Source organism: Pseudomonas sp. TWI628, assembly GCF_039673865.1.
Lineage (GTDB): Bacteria > Pseudomonadota > Gammaproteobacteria > Pseudomonadales > Pseudomonadaceae > Aquipseudomonas.
On sequence record NZ_JBDJMM010000036.1, the window covers coordinates 1 to 19,455 of the forward strand.

At 57.7% G+C, this 19,455-nt stretch carries 15 protein-coding genes and 4 tRNA genes; all 19 read left to right on the forward strand.

What is annotated here, in order from left to right; all coding sequences use genetic code 11:
- The first annotated feature begins 215 nt into the window (after positions 1-215).
- The 19 genes from birA (at position 216) to fusA (ending at position 19,429) form a co-directional block, all read left to right on the forward strand.
- Positions 216-1,175: a bifunctional biotin--[acetyl-CoA-carboxylase] ligase/biotin operon repressor BirA gene (gene birA / locus ABE528_RS23640; RefSeq protein WP_346654214.1), complete on the forward strand. Its 960-nt coding sequence runs from the start codon at positions 216-218 to the stop codon at positions 1,173-1,175.
- Positions 1,165-1,914, forward strand: coding sequence for a pantothenate kinase (locus tag ABE528_RS23645; RefSeq protein ID WP_346654215.1), 750 nt, complete (start codon positions 1,165-1,167; stop codon positions 1,912-1,914). The genes birA and ABE528_RS23645 overlap by 11 nt, the downstream gene beginning before the upstream one ends.
- A gap of 7 nt (positions 1,915-1,921) precedes the next feature.
- Positions 1,922-2,347 (forward strand): hypothetical protein, encoded by a 426-nt coding sequence (locus tag ABE528_RS23650; RefSeq protein ID WP_346654216.1) that lies wholly within the window; start codon positions 1,922-1,924, stop codon positions 2,345-2,347.
- A gap of 153 nt (positions 2,348-2,500) precedes the next feature.
- Positions 2,501-2,584: transfer RNA gene (locus tag ABE528_RS23655), tRNA-Tyr, on the forward strand.
- A gap of 24 nt (positions 2,585-2,608) precedes the next feature.
- Positions 2,609-2,682 (forward strand) — tRNA-Gly (locus ABE528_RS23660).
- Positions 2,683-2,711: 29 nt separating this feature from the next.
- Positions 2,712-2,787, forward strand: a tRNA-Thr gene (locus ABE528_RS23665).
- A gap of 79 nt (positions 2,788-2,866) precedes the next feature.
- Positions 2,867-4,060 (forward strand): elongation factor Tu, encoded by a 1,194-nt coding sequence (gene tuf, locus ABE528_RS23670; RefSeq protein WP_028614144.1) that lies wholly within the window; start codon positions 2,867-2,869, stop codon positions 4,058-4,060.
- Between the two features lie 54 nt (positions 4,061-4,114).
- Positions 4,115-4,190 (forward strand) — tRNA-Trp (locus ABE528_RS23675).
- A 44-nt stretch (positions 4,191-4,234) separates the two neighbouring features.
- On the forward strand, positions 4,235-4,603 hold the full coding sequence (secE, locus tag ABE528_RS23680; RefSeq protein WP_152959299.1) for a preprotein translocase subunit SecE: 369 nt from the start codon (positions 4,235-4,237) through the stop codon (positions 4,601-4,603).
- A 9-nt stretch (positions 4,604-4,612) separates the two neighbouring features.
- Complete coding sequence (gene nusG / locus ABE528_RS23685; protein WP_003255501.1) at positions 4,613-5,146, forward strand: transcription termination/antitermination protein NusG; 534 nt, start codon at positions 4,613-4,615, stop codon at positions 5,144-5,146.
- Positions 5,147-5,265: 119 nt separating this feature from the next.
- Positions 5,266-5,697 (forward strand): 50S ribosomal protein L11, encoded by a 432-nt coding sequence (rplK, locus tag ABE528_RS23690; RefSeq protein WP_003255500.1) that lies wholly within the window; start codon positions 5,266-5,268, stop codon positions 5,695-5,697.
- Positions 5,697-6,392 (forward strand): 50S ribosomal protein L1, encoded by a 696-nt coding sequence (rplA, locus tag ABE528_RS23695; protein WP_054893557.1) that lies wholly within the window; start codon positions 5,697-5,699, stop codon positions 6,390-6,392. Before rplK ends, rplA begins: the two co-directional genes overlap by 1 nt.
- A gap of 198 nt (positions 6,393-6,590) precedes the next feature.
- The gene (gene rplJ / locus ABE528_RS23700; RefSeq protein WP_346654217.1) at positions 6,591-7,091 is read left to right on the forward strand and encodes a 50S ribosomal protein L10; all 501 of its coding nucleotides are present in this window, start codon (positions 6,591-6,593) and stop codon (positions 7,089-7,091) included.
- A 77-nt stretch (positions 7,092-7,168) separates the two neighbouring features.
- The gene (gene rplL / locus ABE528_RS23705; RefSeq protein WP_003255496.1) at positions 7,169-7,534 is read left to right on the forward strand and encodes a 50S ribosomal protein L7/L12; all 366 of its coding nucleotides are present in this window, start codon (positions 7,169-7,171) and stop codon (positions 7,532-7,534) included.
- Positions 7,535-7,753: 219 nt separating this feature from the next.
- Positions 7,754-11,827 carry a DNA-directed RNA polymerase subunit beta gene (gene rpoB, locus ABE528_RS23710; RefSeq protein WP_152959300.1) on the forward strand — a complete coding sequence of 1,358 codons (4,074 nt, stop codon included), beginning with the start codon at positions 7,754-7,756 and terminating at the stop codon, positions 11,825-11,827.
- Positions 11,828-11,891: 64 nt separating this feature from the next.
- A complete protein-coding gene (gene rpoC / locus ABE528_RS23715) occupies positions 11,892-16,091 on the forward strand; it encodes a DNA-directed RNA polymerase subunit beta' (protein WP_152959301.1) in 4,200 nt (1,399 codons plus the stop codon).
- Positions 16,092-16,302: 211 nt separating this feature from the next.
- The gene (gene rpsL, locus ABE528_RS23720; protein WP_003255492.1) at positions 16,303-16,674 is read left to right on the forward strand and encodes a 30S ribosomal protein S12; all 372 of its coding nucleotides are present in this window, start codon (positions 16,303-16,305) and stop codon (positions 16,672-16,674) included.
- Between the two features lie 106 nt (positions 16,675-16,780).
- Complete coding sequence (gene rpsG / locus ABE528_RS23725; protein ID WP_003246741.1) at positions 16,781-17,251, forward strand: 30S ribosomal protein S7; 471 nt, start codon at positions 16,781-16,783, stop codon at positions 17,249-17,251.
- A 30-nt stretch (positions 17,252-17,281) separates the two neighbouring features.
- Entirely contained in the window at positions 17,282-19,429 is a 2,148-nt protein-coding gene (gene fusA, locus ABE528_RS23730) for an elongation factor G (RefSeq protein WP_152959302.1), read from the forward strand.
- Positions 19,430-19,455 lie beyond the last annotated feature (26 nt).

Sequence of the window (19,455 nt, forward strand, 5' to 3'; positions counted from 1 at the left end):
ACGATGCATCGCCGATGGTAGTGTGGGGTTTCCCCATGTGAGAGTAGGTCATCGTCAAGATTCATTTCGCAAAACCCCTATCTGCGCATGCAGGTAGGGGTTTTGTCTTTCTGCCCGAAATATAGGGCACTTGTGGCGGCTGTGCGCAGCCCTTTTCCTATGCAAGCCAACGACCCCTAGCTATCATGCCAGCCTTATTCCAAGTCGAGACTGGCATGCTGAAGTTGTTGAATCTCCTCAAGGATGGCCGGTTCCATTCCGGAGAAGCCTTGGGGGCAGCCCTCGGGGTGAGTCGCAGCGCCGTTTGGAAGCAGCTGCAACACCTGGAAAGTGAGTTGAACCTCACCATTCATAAAGTTCGTGGGCGTGGCTATCAGCTGGCCGCGCCCCTGAGCTTGCTCGATGCGCAGGCGATTGCAGAGCTCGCCGACGGTGAGCGCTGGCCCGTTTTCATCCATGAAACCATCGATTCGACCAATGCCGAAGCCTTGCGCCTTGCCGGCGAAGGGCAATCAGCGCCATTTCTGGTCCTGGCTGAGCGCCAGAGTGCCGGGCGTGGTCGACGCGGTCGCATGTGGGTAAGTCCATTTGCAGAAAACCTCTATTACAGCCTGGTCTTGCGTGTCGATGGTGGCATGCGTCAGCTGGAGGGCCTGAGTCTGGTGGTCGGGTTGGCCGTGATGCGTACGCTGCAGGGGTTTGGCGTAAAGGACGTAGGGTTGAAGTGGCCCAACGATGTCCTGGTTCGCGGGCAGAAGATCACCGGTATTCTCCTTGAGCTTGTGGGTGATCCCGCAGATGTCTGTCATGTCGTGCTCGGCATAGGCATCAATGTGAACATGCAGGTCAATGAGCAGGTCGATCAGCAGTGGACCTCGATGCGGCGTGAGATCGGCGTGACAATAGATCGCAACCGCTTGGTGGCCATGCTCAGTCAGCAGCTGCAACATGAATTGGCCCGTCATCGGCGCTACGGTTTTGCGGCGTTCCAGGAAGAGTGGGAGCAGGCGCATCTCTGGCAGGGGCGTAAAGTGTCTCTCATTGCGGGTACCACCCATATCGATGGTGTGGTGCTGGGCGTGGACGGGCAGGGTGGATTGCGCCTTGAGGTCGACGGTGTGGAGAAGAGCTTCAGTGGTGGTGAGCTCAGTTTGAGGTTGCGTGATGATTCTTGAGCTCGATTGCGGTAACAGCTTCATCAAGTGGCGTGTCATTCACGCTGCCGACGCCACCATTGTAGGTGGTGGTATCGTCGATTCTGATCAGGCACTGGTAGACGAGGTTGCGGCACTCCCATCATTGCGGCTTACGGGCTGCCGAATTGTCAGTGTGCGCAGCGAGGATGAAACCGCGGCCCTCTGTGCGCTCATTGCCAAGGCTTTTGCAGTCGTTGCCCGTGTTGCTGAACCTGCGCAGGAAATGGCGGGTGTGCGTAATGGTTATGACGACTACCAGCGCCTCGGCATGGATCGATGGCTGGCGGCATTGGGTGCGTTCCATCTCGCCAAGGGCGCATGCCTGGTCATTGACCTGGGCACTGCAGCCAAGGCGGATTTCGTCTCAGCCGATGGCGAGCACCTGGGCGGCTACATCTGTCCGGGCATGCCGCTGATGCGTAGCCAGCTGCGCACGCACACCCGTCGTATACGCTATGACGACGCTTCCGCCGAGCGCGCATTGAGCAGCCTTGCGCCAGGGCGCTCCACTGTAGAAGCCGTAGAGCGCGGTTGTGTGTTGATGCTGCAGGGTTTTGCCCGCACTCAACTCGAGCAGGCGCGGGCCTTGTGGGGTGAAGACTTCACGGTGTTCCTGACGGGTGGGGATGCGCCGCTGGTGCGAGAGGCGGCGCCGCAGGGCAGGGTAGTCCCTGACCTGGTATTTGTCGGCCTGGCCATGGCCTGTCCACTGGACTGAGGTGCTTATGCGTTGGTTGTTTCTGCTGCTACTGGTGCTAAACGTCTTCTATTACGTCTGGCACCAACAGGAAGCCCCGCTGAAGGCTAAGGACGTCGCGCCGTTGTCGTTGTACAAAGGTAATCAGCAAGAAATCCGCCTGCTCAAGGAGACGGGGGCATCCGCACCGGTCCGGCGACGTGATGAATGCCTGGTGGTAGGTGGTCTGGTGGCTCGGGATCAGCTCGATGCACTTCGGCAACGCCTGCTGAGCCTGGATATCAATGCTGCGCCGGTGTCTGGCCAGCTGCCCGGAGCCGAAGGTTTCTGGCTCAAGATTTCCCCGGAAAGCGAGCGTTTACTGGACCAAACCGTCCTCGATACTCTTTCCAACGATTTCAAAGACTTAAAACGTAAAATTATTTTCTGCCAGGGTATTGCAACTGGCGAATAGCTTGATAGAATGGCGCCCGCTTCACAGGGAACACCACTCAGGTGGCAGAACTGGGAGCGAGTGTCAAAGCAGCTAAGTTTCAGATTTGATTGAAAAAATTTGAAAAAACGCTTGACACTAGGACGGCAGACACATAGAATGCCGGCCACATCTGGAGGGATTCCCGAGCGGTCAAAGGGGACGGACTGTAAATCCGTTGCGAGAGCTTCGAAGGTTCGAATCCTTCTCCCTCCACCAGTTTTAGCGAGAGCCGCAAGCTCCGCGGGTATAGTTTAGTGGTAGAACCTCAGCCTTCCAAGCTGATGATGCGGGTTCGATTCCCGCTACCCGCTCCAAGTTTGCAGGATTTTGCGCAAAGTGTTTCGCTCTTGTAGCTCAGTTGGTAGAGCACACCCTTGGTAAGGGTGAGGTCAGCGGTTCAAGTCCGCTCAAGAGCTCCATATAAACAAGGCAGATATGAAAATATCTGCCTTTGTTTTATCAGCGTAAGACTATTTTCTTCTGCGGAGGATTGTATCGATGGCTAAGGAAAAGTTTGATCGTTCCCTTCCCCACGTTAACGTCGGCACTATCGGCCACGTTGACCACGGTAAGACCACTCTGACCGCAGCTCTGACTCGCGTCTGCTCCGAAGTTTTCGGTTCGGCCGTCGTAGAGTTCGACAAAATCGACTCGGCTCCAGAAGAAAAAGCGCGCGGTATCACCATCAACACCGCTCACGTCGAGTACAACTCGAACATTCGTCACTACGCTCACGTTGACTGCCCAGGTCACGCTGACTACGTGAAGAACATGATCACCGGTGCTGCCCAGATGGACGGCGCGATCCTGGTTTGCTCGGCCGCCGATGGTCCGATGCCACAAACCCGTGAGCACATCCTGCTGTCCCGTCAGGTTGGCGTTCCGTACATCGTGGTCTTCCTGAACAAGGCTGACCTGGTAGACGACGCTGAGCTGCTGGAACTGGTCGAGATGGAAGTTCGCGACCTGCTGTCCACCTACGACTTCCCAGGCGACGACACCCCGATCATCATCGGTTCGGCTCGTATGGCCCTGGAAGGCAAAGACGACAACGAGATGGGCACCACTGCCGTCAAGAAACTGGTTGAAACTCTGGACAGCTACATCCCAGAGCCAGAGCGCGCTATCGACAAGCCGTTCCTGATGCCAATCGAAGACGTATTCTCGATCTCGGGTCGTGGTACCGTTGTTACCGGCCGTATCGAGCGTGGCATCGTCCGCGTTCAGGATCCGCTGGAAATCGTTGGTCTGCGTGACACCACCACCACCACCTGCACCGGTGTTGAGATGTTCCGCAAGCTTCTGGACGAAGGCCGTGCTGGCGAGAACTGCGGCGTTCTGCTGCGTGGTACCAAGCGTGACGACGTTGAGCGTGGCCAGGTTCTGGTCAAGCCAGGTTCGGTCAAGCCGCACACCAAGTTCACCGCAGAAGTCTACGTCCTGTCGAAGGAAGAAGGCGGTCGTCACACTCCGTTCTTCAAAGGCTACCGTCCTCAGTTCTACTTCCGTACCACTGACGTGACCGGTAACTGCGAACTGCCGGAAGGCGTTGAAATGGTAATGCCAGGTGACAACATTCAGATGACTGTTACCCTGATCAAGACCATCGCAATGGAAGACGGTCTGCGCTTCGCTATCCGTGAAGGCGGTCGTACCGTCGGCGCCGGCGTCGTAGCAAAAATTATTGAATAAGTAGTTGATTTACTTGATCAGGCCGGTATAATGGCCGGCCTGATACAGCGTTACAGGTCAGTAGCTCAATTGGCAGAGCGACGGTCTCCAAAACCGTAGGTTGGGGGTTCGATTCCCTCCTGACCTGCCATTTCACCTCGGTGTGATGGCTTTCTTCTTACAGGATCCTCCTCGATGACCCCCAAAACTGAAGCCCAAGAATCGCGTTTTGATCTGTTCAAGTGGCTGGCTGTAGTGGCTTTGGTGGTTGTTGGCGTTGTGGGTAATCAGTATTACTCCGCCTCTCCGATCCTGTACCGCGTCCTTGCACTTCTCGCCCTGGCTGCTGGCGCAGGCTTTGTTGCTCTGCAGACTGCGAAGGGTAAGTCGTTCTTTGCGTTGGCGAAGGAAGCTCGTACCGAGATCCGTAAAGTCGTGTGGCCGACCCGCCAGGAAACCACCCAGACCACGCTGATTGTCGTGGCTGTCGTGCTGGTTATGGCACTGCTGCTGTGGGGTCTTGATTCCCTGCTCGGCTGGGCGGTCTCCCTGATCGTTGGCTAAAGGTGTCCCGTGGCTAAGCGTTGGTATGTTGTGCATGCTTACTCGGGTTACGAGAAGCATGTAATGCGCTCCCTGATCGAGCGTGTGAAGCTGGCTGGCATGGAAGACGGTTTCGGCGAGATTCTGGTCCCGACCGAAGAAGTCGTTGAAATGCGCAACGGCCAGAAGCGCAAAAGTGAGCGCAAATTCTTCCCTGGCTATGTACTGGTCCAGATGGAGATGAACGAAGGGACTTGGCACTTGGTCAAGGACACCCCTCGTGTGATGGGCTTTATCGGTGGTACTGCAGACAAACCTGCTCCAATTACCGATAAAGAAGCTGAGGCTATCCTGCGTCGCGTTGCCGACGGTAGTGACAAACCGAAGCCGAAGACGCTGTTCGAGCCGGGTGAAGTGGTTCGAGTCATTGACGGTCCGTTCGCTGACTTCAATGGTAGTGTCGAAGAGGTTAACTACGAAAAGAGCCGCCTTCAGGTTGCAGTGCTCATTTTCGGTCGCTCCACTCCGGTGGAGCTCGAGTTCAGCCAGGTCGAAAAGGTCTAGGCGGACGAAGCATCCCATACCCCGCAGCCCTGTGTGCTGCGGGGTTTTGTCGTCACTGGGATAAAACGCAAGTCATCCGGGGAGCCAATAGGCGTTCGTACCCGATTTTGGAGTAGCTCATGGCTAAGAAGATTCAGGCTTACATCAAGCTGCAAGTTAAGGCCGGCCAGGCCAACCCAAGCCCACCCGTCGGTCCAGCTCTGGGCCAACACGGTGTGAACATCATGGAGTTCTGCAAGGCCTTCAACGCCCGTACTCAGGGTCAAGAAGCCGGCCTGCCGACTCCAGTGATCATCACTGTCTACAGCGACCGTAGCTTCACCTTCGAGACCAAGAGCACCCCTGCCTCGGTTCTGCTGAAGAAAGCTGCTGGCCTGACCAGTGGTTCGGCTCGCCCGAACACCGTTAAAGTCGGTACCGTTACCCGTGCTCAGCTGGAAGATATCGCCAAAGCTAAACAGGCTGATCTGACCGCCGCTGACCTGGACGCAGCTGTACGCACCATCGCTGGCTCTGCCCGCAGCATGGGCCTGAACGTGGAGGGTGTGTAATGGCTAAGCTGACCAAGCGCCAAAAGGCAATCGCCGAGAAAATCGAAGCAGGCAAGGCCTACAACTTCGAAGAAGCCGCAACCCTGCTCGCTTCGCTGCCGGCTGCCAAATTCGTAGAATCCTACGACATCGCCGTTAACCTCGGTGTTGACCCGCGTAAATCCGACCAGGTCGTTCGTAGCGCTACCGTGCTGCCACACGGCACTGGCAAGACCGTACGTGTTGCTGTCTTCACCCAGGGTCCAGCTGCTGAAGCCGCTCTGGCTGCCGGCGCTGACCGCGTAGGTATGGACGATCTGGCTGCCGAAATGAAAGGCGGCGACCTGAACTATGACGTCGTCATCGCATCGCCTGATGCCATGCGCGTTGTGGGTCAGCTGGGTCAGGTTCTGGGTCCTCGCGGCCTGATGCCTAACCCGAAAGTTGGTACCGTGACTCCAGACGTAGCCACTGCCGTGAAAAACGCCAAGGCTGGTCAGGTTCGCTACCGTACCGACAAAAACGGTATCATCCACACCTCCGTTGGCAAAATCGGCTTCGAAGCTGACAAGCTGAAGGAAAACGTTGAGGCCCTGATCGCTGATCTGAAGCGTATCAAGCCGGCTTCTTCGAAAGGTATCTACGTCAAGCGCGTTACCCTGAGCACCACCATGGGCCCAGGTCTGATCATCGATCAGAGCTCGCTGAACGTGTAAGAACTTGGTGGCGCGACCTGTCGCGCCACCTGCAAAAATTGGGGTCCCTGCCTGGCGGGGGCTATCCAAGACCGTAGGCGGCGCAAGCCTTAAAACTCCAGCCCACGCAGATGGTGCTCCCGATTCGTTTACCGAATCAGACACCAAAACGACATCCGGCTTCGGCCAGATGAAACGGTAAAAACCAGGAGTAAACCCGTGGCAATTAAACTCGAAGACAAGAAGGCCATCGTCGCTGAAGTCAACGAGGCTGCCAAAGTCGCTCTGTCCGCTGTCGTGGCCGATGCCCGTGGTGTGACTGTAAGCGCAATGACCGGACTCCGTAAAGAGGCCCGCGAAGCAGGCGTATACGTACGTGTCGTACGTAACACCCTGCTCAAGCGCGCTGTTGAAGGCACCGAATTTTCGATCCTCAACGACGCGTTCAAAGGCCCGACCCTGATTGCTTTCTCCAACGAACACCCGGGCGCTGCTGCTCGTCTGTTCAAAGAGTTCGCCAAGGGTCACGACAAGTTCGAGATCAAGGCAGCTGCGTTTGACGGCAATTTCATTGCAGCGAACCAGATCGACGTGTTGGCTACCCTGCCGACCCGCGACGAAGCTATTGCACGACTGATGAGCGTTATTCAAGGCGCCACCAGCAAGCTGGCTCGTACTCTGGCAGCCATTCGCGACCAGAAAGAAGCTACCGCTGCCTAAGGCACGCGAATTCTTTCAAAATCATACGTTTAATTTGATGGCTGCGTAGGCTGTCACCCCAATACAGGATTTAAGTCATGTCTCTGACTAACGAACAAATCATCGAAGCAATCGGCCAGAAAACCGTTCTGGAAGTTGTTGAGCTGATCAAAGCTATGGAAGAAACCTTCGGCGTTACCGCTGCTGTTGCCGCTGCTGGCCCAGCTGCTGCTGCTGCCGTTGTTGAAGAGCAGACCGAGTTCAACGTTGTTCTGGTTGAAGCCGGCGACAAGAAAGTGAACGTGATCAAAGCCGTTCGCGAACTGACCGGTCTGGGCCTGAAAGAAGCCAAAGAGAAAGTCGATGGCGCTCCTCAGGTTGTAGCTGAAGGCGTTTCGAAAGAAGCCGCTGAAGACGCTAAGAAGAAGCTGGAAGAAGCAGGCGCTAAAGTCGAGCTGAAGTAATTTCGACTTTGCGATGCCAGCCTGAGCGTTGAGCGAAAGGCTGATGGCTGGTGGCTTATGCCACCGGCCTTTTTCCGTTATTGGTGGCTGGTCAAGCCGGCCCCGATAACACGCTGCAAGACACCCATGTGGGTGCGCAAACCAAGGGGTTTGCACGATTTTCTGGCTGCTCCCGCCGGGAGAAGCCAAACAAGCAGGTGACCAAGCTGGGGAACGCTGATGGCTTACTCATACACTGAGAAAAAACGTATCCGCAAGGACTTTAGCAAGTTGCCGGACGTCATGGATGTGCCATATCTTCTGGCCATCCAGCTGGATTCGTATCGCGAATTCCTGCAAGCGGGAGCATCCAAGGATCAGTTCCGTGACGTCGGCCTGCACGCGGCCTTCAAGTCGGTATTCCCGATCATCAGCTACTCCGGCAATGCTGCCCTGGAGTACGTAGGCTACCGCCTGGGCGATCCCGCCTTCGATGTGAAGGAATGTGTCCTGCGTGGCGTGACCTTCGCGGTCCCACTGCGGGTCAAGGTGCGCCTGATCATCTTCGACAAGGAATCGTCGAACAAAGCGATCAAGGACATCAAAGAGCAAGAAGTCTACATGGGTGAAATCCCCCTGATGACTGAGAACGGTACCTTCGTTATCAACGGTACCGAACGAGTAATCGTTTCCCAGCTGCACCGTTCGCCTGGTGTGTTCTTCGACCACGACCGTGGCAAGACGCACAGCTCCGGCAAGCTGCTGTACTCCGCTCGTATCATCCCTTACCGCGGTTCGTGGCTGGACTTCGAGTTCGACCCGAAAGACTGCGTGTTCGTGCGTATCGACCGTCGCCGCAAGCTGCCGGCCTCGGTGCTGCTGCGCGCGCTGGGTTACAGCACGGAAGAAGTGCTCAACACCTTCTACACCACCAACGTATTCCATATTTCCGGCGAAAAACTCAGCCTGGAACTGGTGCCTCAGCGTCTGCGTGGTGAAGTCGCGGTCATGGACATCCATGACGAAAGCGGCAAGGTGATTGTCGAGCAGGGCCGCCGTATTACTGCGCGTCACGTCAATCAGCTCGAGAAGGCTGGTGTCAGCCAGCTGGACGTGCCGATGGAATACGTCCTCGGTCGCACCACCGCCAAGGCCATCGTTCACCCGGCCACCGGCGAAATCCTGGCCGAGTGCAACACCGAGCTGACTACCGATCTGCTGATCAAGATCGCCAAGGCTCAGGTTGTCCGCATCGAGACCCTGTACACCAACGACATCGACTGCGGTCCGTTCATCTCGGATACCCTGAAGATCGACACCACCAGCAACCAGCTGGAAGCCCTGGTCGAGATCTATCGCATGATGCGTCCAGGCGAGCCGCCGACCAAGGATGCTGCCGAGACCCTGTTCAACAACCTGTTCTTCAGCGCCGAGCGTTACGACCTGTCCGCCGTTGGCCGCATGAAGTTCAACCGTCGTATCGGTCGTACCGAGATCGAAGGTTCGGGCGTGCTGAGCAAGGAAGATATCGTCGAGGTTCTGAAGACCCTGGTTGATATCCGTAACGGCAAAGGCATCGTCGACGACATCGACCACCTGGGTAACCGTCGCGTTCGTTGCGTCGGCGAGATGGCCGAAAACCAGTTCCGCGTTGGCCTGGTGCGTGTTGAGCGTGCGGTCAAGGAACGTCTGTCGATGGCCGAAAGCGAAGGCCTGATGCCGCAAGACCTGATCAACGCCAAGCCGGTAGCGGCGGCGGTGAAAGAGTTCTTCGGTTCCAGCCAGCTCTCGCAGTTCATGGACCAGAACAACCCGCTCTCCGAGATCACCCACAAGCGCCGCGTTTCCGCACTCGGCCCTGGCGGTCTGACCCGTGAGCGCGCAGGCTTCGAAGTCCGTGACGTACACCCGACCCACTACGGCCGCGTGTGCCCGATCGAGACCCCAGAAGGTCCGAACATCGGTCTGATCAACTCCCTGGCAGCCTATGCCCGCACCAACCAGTACGGCTTCCTGGAAAGCCCGTACCGCGTGGTGAAGGAAGGCGTGGTCAGCGATGACATCGTGTTCCTGTCGGCCATCGAAGAAGCGGATCACGTGATCGCTCAGGCTTCGGCCGCGATGAACGAGAAGAAGCAGCTGATCGATGAACTGGTAGCGGTTCGTCACCTGAACGAATTCACCGTCAAGGCGCCGGAAGACGTCACCCTGATGGATGTTTCGCCGAAGCAGGTTGTTTCTGTTGCGGCGTCGCTGATTCCGTTCCTCGAGCACGACGACGCCAACCGTGCGTTGATGGGTTCGAACATGCAGCGTCAGGCTGTACCAACCCTGCGTGCCGACAAGCCGCTGGTAGGTACCGGCATGGAGCGCAACGTTGCCCGTGACTCCGGTGTTTGCGTGGTTGCTCGCCGCGGTGGTGTGATCGACTCGGTCGACGCCAGCCGTATCGTCGTTCGCGTCAATGACGACGAAGTCGAGACCGGTGAAGCCGGTGTAGATATCTACAACCTGACCAAGTACACCCGTTCTAACCAGAACACCTGCATCAACCAGCGTCCGCTGGTGAGCAAGGGTGACAAGGTTCAGCGCAGCGACATCATGGCCGACGGCCCGTCCACCGACATGGGTGAACTGGCACTGGGTCAGAACATGCGCATCGCGTTCATGGCGTGGAACGGCTTCAACTTCGAAGACTCCATCTGCCTGTCCGAGCGTGTGGTTCAGGAAGACCGCTTCACCACCATCCACATCCAGGAACTGACCTGTGTGGCGCGTGACACCAAGCTTGGCCCAGAGGAAATCACTGCGGACATCCCGAACGTGGGTGAAGCCGCACTGAACAAGCTGGACGAAGCCGGTATCGTCTACGTAGGTGCTGAAGTCGGCGCTGGCGACATCCTGGTCGGCAAGGTCACGCCAAAAGGCGAAACCCAGCTGACTCCGGAAGAAAAACTGCTGCGCGCAATCTTCGGTGAGAAGGCCAGCGACGTTAAGGACACCTCCCTGCGCGTGCCGACCGGCACCAAGGGTACCGTCATTGACGTACAGGTCTTCACCCGTGATGGCGTAGAGCGCGACAGCCGCGCCCTGTCCATCGAGAAGATGCAGCTGGACGAGATCCGCAAGGACCTCAACGAAGAGTTCCGCATCGTCGAAGGTGCAACCTTCGAGCGTCTGCGTGCTGCCCTGAACGGCCAGGTGGTCGACGGTGGCGCGGGCCTGAAGAAAGGCACCGTGATCACTGACGAAGTGCTGGACGGTCTGGAGCACGGCCAGTGGTTCAAACTGCGCATGGCCGAAGATGCACTGAACGAGCAGCTGGAAAAGGCTCAGCAGTACATCGTCGACCGCCGCCGTCTGCTGGATGACAAGTTCGAAGACAAGAAGCGCAAGCTGCAGCAGGGCGATGACCTGGCTCCAGGCGTACTGAAGATCGTCAAGGTCTACCTGGCAATCCGCCGTCGCATCCAGCCGGGTGACAAGATGGCCGGTCGTCACGGTAACAAGGGTGTCGTCTCGGTGATCATGCCGGTAGAAGACATGCCGCACGACGCCAACGGTACTCCGGTCGACGTCGTACTGAACCCGCTGGGCGTACCTTCGCGTATGAACGTCGGTCAGATCCTCGAAACCCACCTGGGCCTCGCGGCCAAAGGTCTGGGCGAGAAGATCGACCGCATGATCGAAGAGCAGCGTAAAGCCGCTGAACTGCGCACCTTCCTCACCGAGATCTACAACGAGATCGGTGGTCGTCAGGAGAACCTGGAAGAATTCACCGACGAAGAGATCCTCGCCCTGGCGAACAACCTGAAGAAAGGCGTGCCAATGGCCACCCCGGTCTTCGACGGTGCCAAGGAGCGTGAGATCAAGGCCATGCTGAAACTGGCAGACCTGCCAGAAAGCGGCCAGATGGTGCTGTTCGACGGCCGTACCGGCAACAAGTTCGAGCGTCCTGTGACCGTTGGTTACATGTACATGCTCAAGCTGAACCACTTGGTGGACGACAAGATGCACGCGCGTTCCACTGGTTCCTACAGCCTGGTCACCCAGCAGCCGCTGGGTGGTAAGGCGCAGTTCGGTGGTCAGCGTTTCGGGGAGATGGAAGTGTGGGCGCTGGAAGCATACGGCGCGGCATACACCCTGCAAGAAATGCTCACAGTGAAGTCGGACGACGTGAACGGCCGTACCAAGATGTACAAGAACATCGTGGATGGCGATCACCGTATGGAGCCGGGCATGCCCGAGTCCTTCAACGTGTTGATCAAAGAGATCCGTTCGCTCGGTATCGATATCGATCTGGAAACCGAATAACACGTGACGCGAAGGGGAGTGGGGCAGGTAATGCCCGCTCCCTGCTCCGCCAGGAGGAAAGGCCTTGAAAGACCTACTGAATTTGCTGAAAAACCAGGGTCAAGTCGAAGAGTTCGACGCCATCCGCATCGGTCTGGCGTCGCCTGAAATGATCCGTTCGTGGTCGTTCGGTGAAGTTAAGAAGCCGGAAACCATCAACTACCGTACGTTCAAGCCTGAGCGTGACGGCCTGTTCTGCGCCAAGATCTTTGGCCCAGTCAAGGACTACGAGTGCCTGTGCGGCAAGTACAAGCGCCTCAAGCACCGCGGTGTGATCTGCGAGAAGTGCGGCGTTGAAGTTGCCCTGGCCAAGGTTCGTCGTGAGCGCATGGCGCACATCGAACTGGCCTCGCCGGTTGCCCACATCTGGTTCCTGAAGTCGCTGCCGTCCCGTATCGGCCTGCTGATGGACATGACCCTGCGTGATATCGAGCGCGTGCTCTACTTCGAGAGCTATGTCGTTATCGATCCGGGCATGACCACCCTCGAGAAGGGTCAGCTGCTGAATGACGAGCAGTATTTCGAAGCGCTGGAAGAGTTCGGTGACGACTTCGATGCCCGCATGGGTGCCGAGGCTGTCCGCGAGCTGCTGCACGCTATCGACCTGGAGCACGAGATCGGTCGCCTGCGCGAAGAGATTCCGCAGACCAACTCGGAAACCAAGATCAAGAAGCTGTCCAAGCGCCTGAAGCTGATGGAAGCTTTCCAGGGCTCGGGCAACCTGCCTGAGTGGATGGTCCTGACCGTCCTGCCAGTGCTGCCGCCGGACCTGCGTCCGCTGGTACCGCTGGATGGTGGCCGCTTCGCGACTTCCGACCTGAACGACCTGTATCGTCGGGTGATCAACCGTAACAACCGTCTGAAGCGCCTGCTTGATCTGTCGGCGCCGGACATCATCGTGCGCAACGAAAAGCGCATGCTGCAGGAAGCGGTCGACGCCCTGCTGGACAACGGCCGTCGCGGTCGCGCCATCACTGGCTCGAACAAGCGTCCGCTGAAGTCCCTGGCCGACATGATCAAAGGTAAGCAAGGTCGCTTCCGTCAGAACTTGCTCGGTAAGCGTGTGGACTACTCCGGCCGTTCGGTAATTACCGTAGGCCCGACCCTGCGTCTGCACCAGTGCGGTCTGCCGAAGAAGATGGCCCTCGAGCTGTTCAAGCCGTTCATTTTCGGCAAGCTGGAAATGCGTGGTCTGGCGACCACCATCAAGGCTGCCAAGAAGATGGTCGAGCGCGAGCTGCCTGAGGTGTGGGACGTGCTCGCCGAGGTGATCCGCGAACACCCCGTACTGCTCAACCGTGCGCCGACCCTGCACCGTCTGGGTATCCAGGCCTTTGAACCGGTTCTGATCGAAGGTAAGGCTATCCAGCTGCACCCGCTGGTCTGTGCCGCGTACAACGCCGACTTCGACGGTGACCAGATGGCCGTTCACGTGCCGCTGACCCTGGAAGCCCAGCTCGAAGCGCGCGCGCTGATGATGTCGACCAACAACATTCTGTCGCCAGCCAACGGTGAGCCAATCATCGTTCCGTCGCAGGACGTTGTACTGGGTCTGTACTACATGACCCGTGAAGCCATCAACGCCAAGGGCGAAGGTCGCGTGTTCGCTGACCTGCAGGAAGTCGACCGCGTATTCCGCGCCGGCGAAGCTGCCCTGCACGCGAAAATCAAGGTTCGTATCAACGAAACCGTGAAAGACCGTGATGGCAGCATCACCAAGAACACCCGTATCGTCGACACCACCGTCGGCCGTGCGCTGCTGTTCCAGGTTGTACCGGCAGGCCTGCCGTACGACGTGGTGAACCAGCCGATGAAGAAGAAGGCGATCTCCAAGCTGATCAACCAGTGCTACCGCGTGGTTGGTCTGAAAGAGACCGTTATCTTCGCTGACCAGCTGATGTACACCGGCTTCGCTTACTCGACCATTTCCGGCGTTTCCATCGGTGTTAACGACTTCGTTATCCCGGACGAGAAGGCCCGCATCATCGGTAACGCTACCGACGAAGTGAAGGAAATCGAGAGCCAGTACGCCTCCGGCCTGGTCACCCAGGGCGAGAAGTACAACAAGGTCATCGACTTGTGGTCGAAGGCGAACGACGAAGTGTCCAAGGCGATGATGGCCAACCTCTCGAAAGAGAAGGTCATCGACCGCGAAGGCAACGAAGTCGACCAAGAGTCCTTCAACTCGATGTACATGATGGCAGACTCGGGTGCGCGGGGTTCCGCAGCCCAGATCCGTCAGCTGGCCGGTATGCGTGGCCTGATGGCCAAGCCGGACGGCTCGATCATCGAGACGCCGATCACCGCGAACTTCCGTGAAGGTCTGAGCGTACTCCAGTACTTCATCTCGACCCACGGTGCTCGTAAGGGTCTGGCGGATACCGCACTGAAGACTGCGAACTCCGGTTACCTGACTCGTCGTCTGGTAGACGTTGCGCAAGACTTGGTCGTGACCGAGATCGACTGCGGCACCGATCAGGGCCTGCTGATGACTCCGCACATCGAAGGCGGCGACGTTGTAGAGCCGCTGGGTGAACGTGTACTGGGCCGTGTAATCGCCCGTGACGTGTTCAAGCCAGGCACCGAGGACGTCATCGTTCCGGCCGGTACCCTGGTCGACGAGCAGTGGGTTGAGTTCATCGAGCTGAACAGCATCGACGAAGTGATCGTGCGTTCGCCGATCAACTGCGAAACCCGCTTCGGTATCTGCGCCAAGTGCTACGGTCGCGACCTGGCTCGCGGTCACCAGGTGAACATCGGTGAAGCTGTCGGCGTTATCGCTGCACAGTCGATCGGTGAACCGGGTACCCAGCTGACCATGCGTACGTTCCACATCGGTGGTGCTGCAAGCCGTACTTCGGCTGCCGACAGCGTCCAGGTGAAGAACGGCGGTATGGTGCGTCTGCACAACCTGAAACAGGTTGAGCGTGCCGACGGTAATCTGGTTGCCGTATCCCGTTCGGGCGAGCTGGCCATTGCCGACGAATTCGGTCGTGAGCGTGAGCGTTACAAGCTGCCATACGGTGCGGTGATTTCGGTCAAGGAAGGTGACAAGGTCGAAGCTGGCGCCATCGTCGCCAAGTGGGACCCGCACACCCACCCGATCGTTACCGAGCTGAAAGGTACCGTGACCTTCGTGGGCATGGAAGAAAACATCACCATCAAGCGTCAGACCGATGAACTGACCGGCTTGACCAACATTGAAGTACTGGACGTCAAGGATCGCCCTGCCGCAGGCAAGGAAATCCGTCCGGCAATCAAGATGGTCGACGCTGCTGGCAAGGACCTGTACCTGCCAGGTACCGACGTACCTGCCCAGTACTTCCTGCCAGCTAACGCCTTGGTTGGTGTAGCTGACGGTGCACAGATCGGTGTTGGTGACGTTATCGCGCGTATCCCGCAAGAAACGTCGAAGACCCGTGACATCACCGGTGGTCTGCCACGCGTTGCCGACCTGTTCGAAGCGCGCCGTCCGAAAGAAGCCTCGATTCTGGCTGAAGTCAGCGGCACCATCGCGTTCGGTAAAGAGACCAAGGGCAAGCGTCGTCTGGTCATCACTCCGACCGACGGCAGTGATCCGTACGAAGAGCTGATTCCGAAGTGGCGCCACCTGAACGTCTTCGAAGGCGAACAGGTAAACCGCGGCGAAGTTATCTCCGACGGCCCGAGCGATCCGCACGACATCCTGCGTCTGCTGGGTGTGAGCGCGCTGGCGAAGTACATCGTCAACGAGATCCAGGACGTTTACCGTCTGCAAGGCGTTAAGATCAACGACAAGCACATCGAGACCATCCTGCGTCAGATGCTGCGCAAGGTCGAGATCGCCGAGTCGGGTGATTCCAGCTTCATCAAGGGCGACCAGATGGAACTGACCCAGGTGCTGATGGAAAACGAGCGCCTGGCTGGGGAAGACAAGTTCATCTCCAAGTTCACTCGCGTGCTGCTGGGTATCACCAAGGCCTCGCTGTCGACCGAGTCGTTCATCTCCGCGGCTTCCTTCCAGGAAACCACCCGCGTACTGACCGAAGCGGCGGTAACCGGCAAGCGCGACTACCTGCGCGGCCTGAAAGAGAACGTGGTCGTGGGTCGTCTGATCCCGGCTGGTACCGGTCTGGCCTACCACAGCGAGCGCAAGCGTCGCCGTGATGCCGACAAACCGCTGCGCGTAAGTGCCAGTGAGGTGGAAGCCGCACTGACCGAAGCGCTGAATTCCAGCGGTAACTAAGTACAGGGCAGGGCCTCGGCAAGCCTCGAACGACCCTCGGCGACATGAAATGTTGCCGATGATCGGGCGAGGAGGGCCGGGGCCTCGTCTTGACTGGGTGCAAGATCCTCCGTAGACTTTTGTACCCTTAAATTTGGTGAGGCTCCGTCTCGCCAATTTTTGGCTTTCTTGCAAGACAATAGAGTCGCAAGACAATCAGTGGAGCTAGTAGATGGCAACTATCAACCAGCTGGTACGTCAGCCGCGCAAGCGTTCGGTCGAGAAGTCCGACGTTCCTGCGCTGCAGAACTGCCCGCAGCGTCGTGGCGTGTGCACCCGTGTGTACACCACCACGCCGAAAAAACCTAACTCGGCACTGCGTAAAGTATGCCGTGTGCGTCTGACCAACGGTTTCGAGGTTTCCTCGTACATCGGTGGTGAAGGCCACAACCTGCAAGAGCACAGCGTCGTCCTGATTCGTGGCGGCCGTGTAAAAGACTTGCCAGGTGTTCGTTACCACACCGTTCGCGGCTCTCTGGATACTTCGGGCGTTAAAGGCCGTAACCAGGGTCGTTCGAAATACGGTACCAAGCGTCCGAAGTAATCGGCCGTTTGCAGACATCCATTTTTTTGAGTCGATAAGAGTAAGGTCGGGCAGGGGTCGAAGACCCACGTCCCGGGCTAACCTGAAGACCGTTTGAGGGCTTATCATGCCAAGACGTCGTGTAGCAGCAAAACGTGAGATCCTTGACGATCCGAAGTACGGATCCCAGATCCTCGCCAAGTTCATGAACCACGTGATGGAAAGCGGCAAGAAGGCCGTAGCCGAGCGCATCGTTTACGGTGCCCTGGATACCGTCAAAGCACGCAAGAACAGCGACCCCCTGGAAATCTTCGAGAAAGCTCTCGACGCCATCGCTCCGCTGGTCGAAGTTAAGTCCCGCCGTGTAGGCGGTGCCACTTACCAGGTTCCGGTTGAAGTTCGTCCATCCCGTCGTAACGCTCTGGCAATGCGCTGGCTCGTAGACTACGCCCGCAAGCGCGGCGAGAAGTCGATGGCTCTGCGCCTGGCCGGCGAACTGCTGGATGCTGCCGAAGGCAAAGGTGCTGCAGTCAAGAAGCGTGAAGACGTGCACCGTATGGCTGAAGCCAACAAAGCGTTCTCGCACTACCGCTTCTAATTCAAGCATCAATCATTTTGCGAGGGCTTTATGGCTCGTACTACAGCAATTAACCGCTACCGTAACATCGGTATCTGTGCCCACGTTGACGCGGGCAAGACTACCACTACCGAGCGGATCCTGTTCTACACAGGTCTGAGCCACAAGATGGGCGAGGTGCATGACGGCGCCGCGACCACCGACTGGATGGTGCAGGAGCAGGAGCGCGGTATCACCATTACCTCCGCTGCCGTTACCACCTTCTGGAAAGGTTCCCGTGGTCAGTACGACAACTACCGCGTAAACGTCATCGATACCCCCGGCCACGTTGACTTCACCATTGAAGTAGAGCGTTCGCTGCGTGTACTCGACGGCGCGGTGGTTGTGTTCTGCGGTACCTCCGGCGTTGAGCCGCAGTCCGAAACCGTATGGCGTCAGGCCAACAAGTACGGTGTTCCACGTGTTGTTTACGTGAACAAGATGGACCGTGCTGGTGCCAACTTCCTGCGCGTTATCGGCCAGATCAAGAACCGCCTGGGTCACACCCCGGTTCCGGTCCAGCTGGCTATCGGTGCAGAAGACGACTTCCAGGGTCAGGTTGACCTGATCAAGATGAAAGCCATCTACTGGAACGACGACGACAAAGGTACTACCTACCGCGAGGAAGAGATTCCTGCTGAGCTGGTGGACCTGGCCAACGAATGGCGCAGCAACATGGTCGAGGCTGCTGCCGAGGCCAACGAAGAGCTGATGAACAAGTACCTTGAAGAAGGTGACCTGTCCGTCGAAGAAATCAAGGCTGGTCTGCGCGCCCGTACCCTGGCGAGCGAGATCGTTCCTGCTGTCTGCGGTTCCTCGTTCAAGAACAAGGGCGTTCCCCTGGTTCTCGACGCCGTTATTGATTTCCTGCCTGCGCCAACCGAGATCCCTGCGATCAAGGGTATCCACCCTGATCTGATCGACGTGCCGAAGGACGAAGTCACGCCAGAGCAGTACGACGAGCGTCCTGCTGACGACAACGAGCCGTTCTCGGCCCTGGCGTTCAAGATCGCCACCGACCCGTTCGTTGGTACTCTGACCTTCGTTCGCGTTTACTCGGGCTTCCTGACCTCCGGTGACTCCGTCATCAACTCGGTCAAGGGCAAGAAAGAGCGCGTTGGTCGTATGGTTCAGATGCACGCCAACCAGCGTGAAGAGATCAAGGAAGTACGTGCAGGCGACATCGCTGCTCTGATCGGCATGAAGGACGTCACCACCGGTGACACCCTGTGCAACGCCGACAAGCCGATCATCCTTGAGCGTATGGACTTCCCTGAGCCGGTGATTTCGCTCTCCGTAGAGCCGAAGACCAAGGCTGACCAGGAGAAGATGGGTATCGCACTGGGCAAGCTGGCCCAGGAAGACCCGTCGTTCCGCGTCAAGACCGACGAAGAAACCGGCCAGACCATCATCTCCGGTATGGGTGAGCTGCACCTGGACATTCTCGTTGACCGCATGAAGCGCGAGTTCAACGTCGAGTGCAACGTCGGCAAGCCGCAGGTTTCGTACCGCGAGAAGATCACCAAGTCCAACGTCGAAATCGAAGGTAAGTTCGTTCGTCAGTCGGGTGGTCGTGGTCAGTTCGGTCACTGCTGGATCCGTTTCTCGGAGCCAGACGTCGACGAGAAGGGCAACATCACCGAAGGTCTGGTGTTCACCAACGAAGTCGTTGGTGGTGTGATTCCTAAGGAATTCATCGCCCCGATCCAGAAGGGTATCGAAGAGCAGATGAAGAACGGCGTTGTTGCCGGTTATCCGCTGCTCGGCCTGAAGGCTACGGTATTCGACGGTTCGTACCACGACGTCGACTCCAACGAAATGGCGTTCAAGATCGCCGCTTCGATGGCGACCAAGCAACTGGCCCAGAAGGGCGGTGGCGTGGTGCTTGAGCCGATCATGAAGGTCGAAGTTGTAACCCCGGAAGATTACCTGGGTGACGTGATGGGTGACCTGAGCCGTCGTCGTGGGATGATCCAGGGTAATGAAGACTCGGTGTCCGGCAAGGTAATCACTGCTGAGGTACCGCTGGGAGAGATGTTCGGTTACGCAACCGACGTTCGTTCCATGTCTCAGGGTCGCGCAAGCTACTCCATGGAATTCTCGAAATACGCTGAAGCTCCGTCGAACATCGTCGAAGCTCTCATTAAAAAACAAGGCTGATTCAGCCCCTTTAGGCTAGGAGTTCA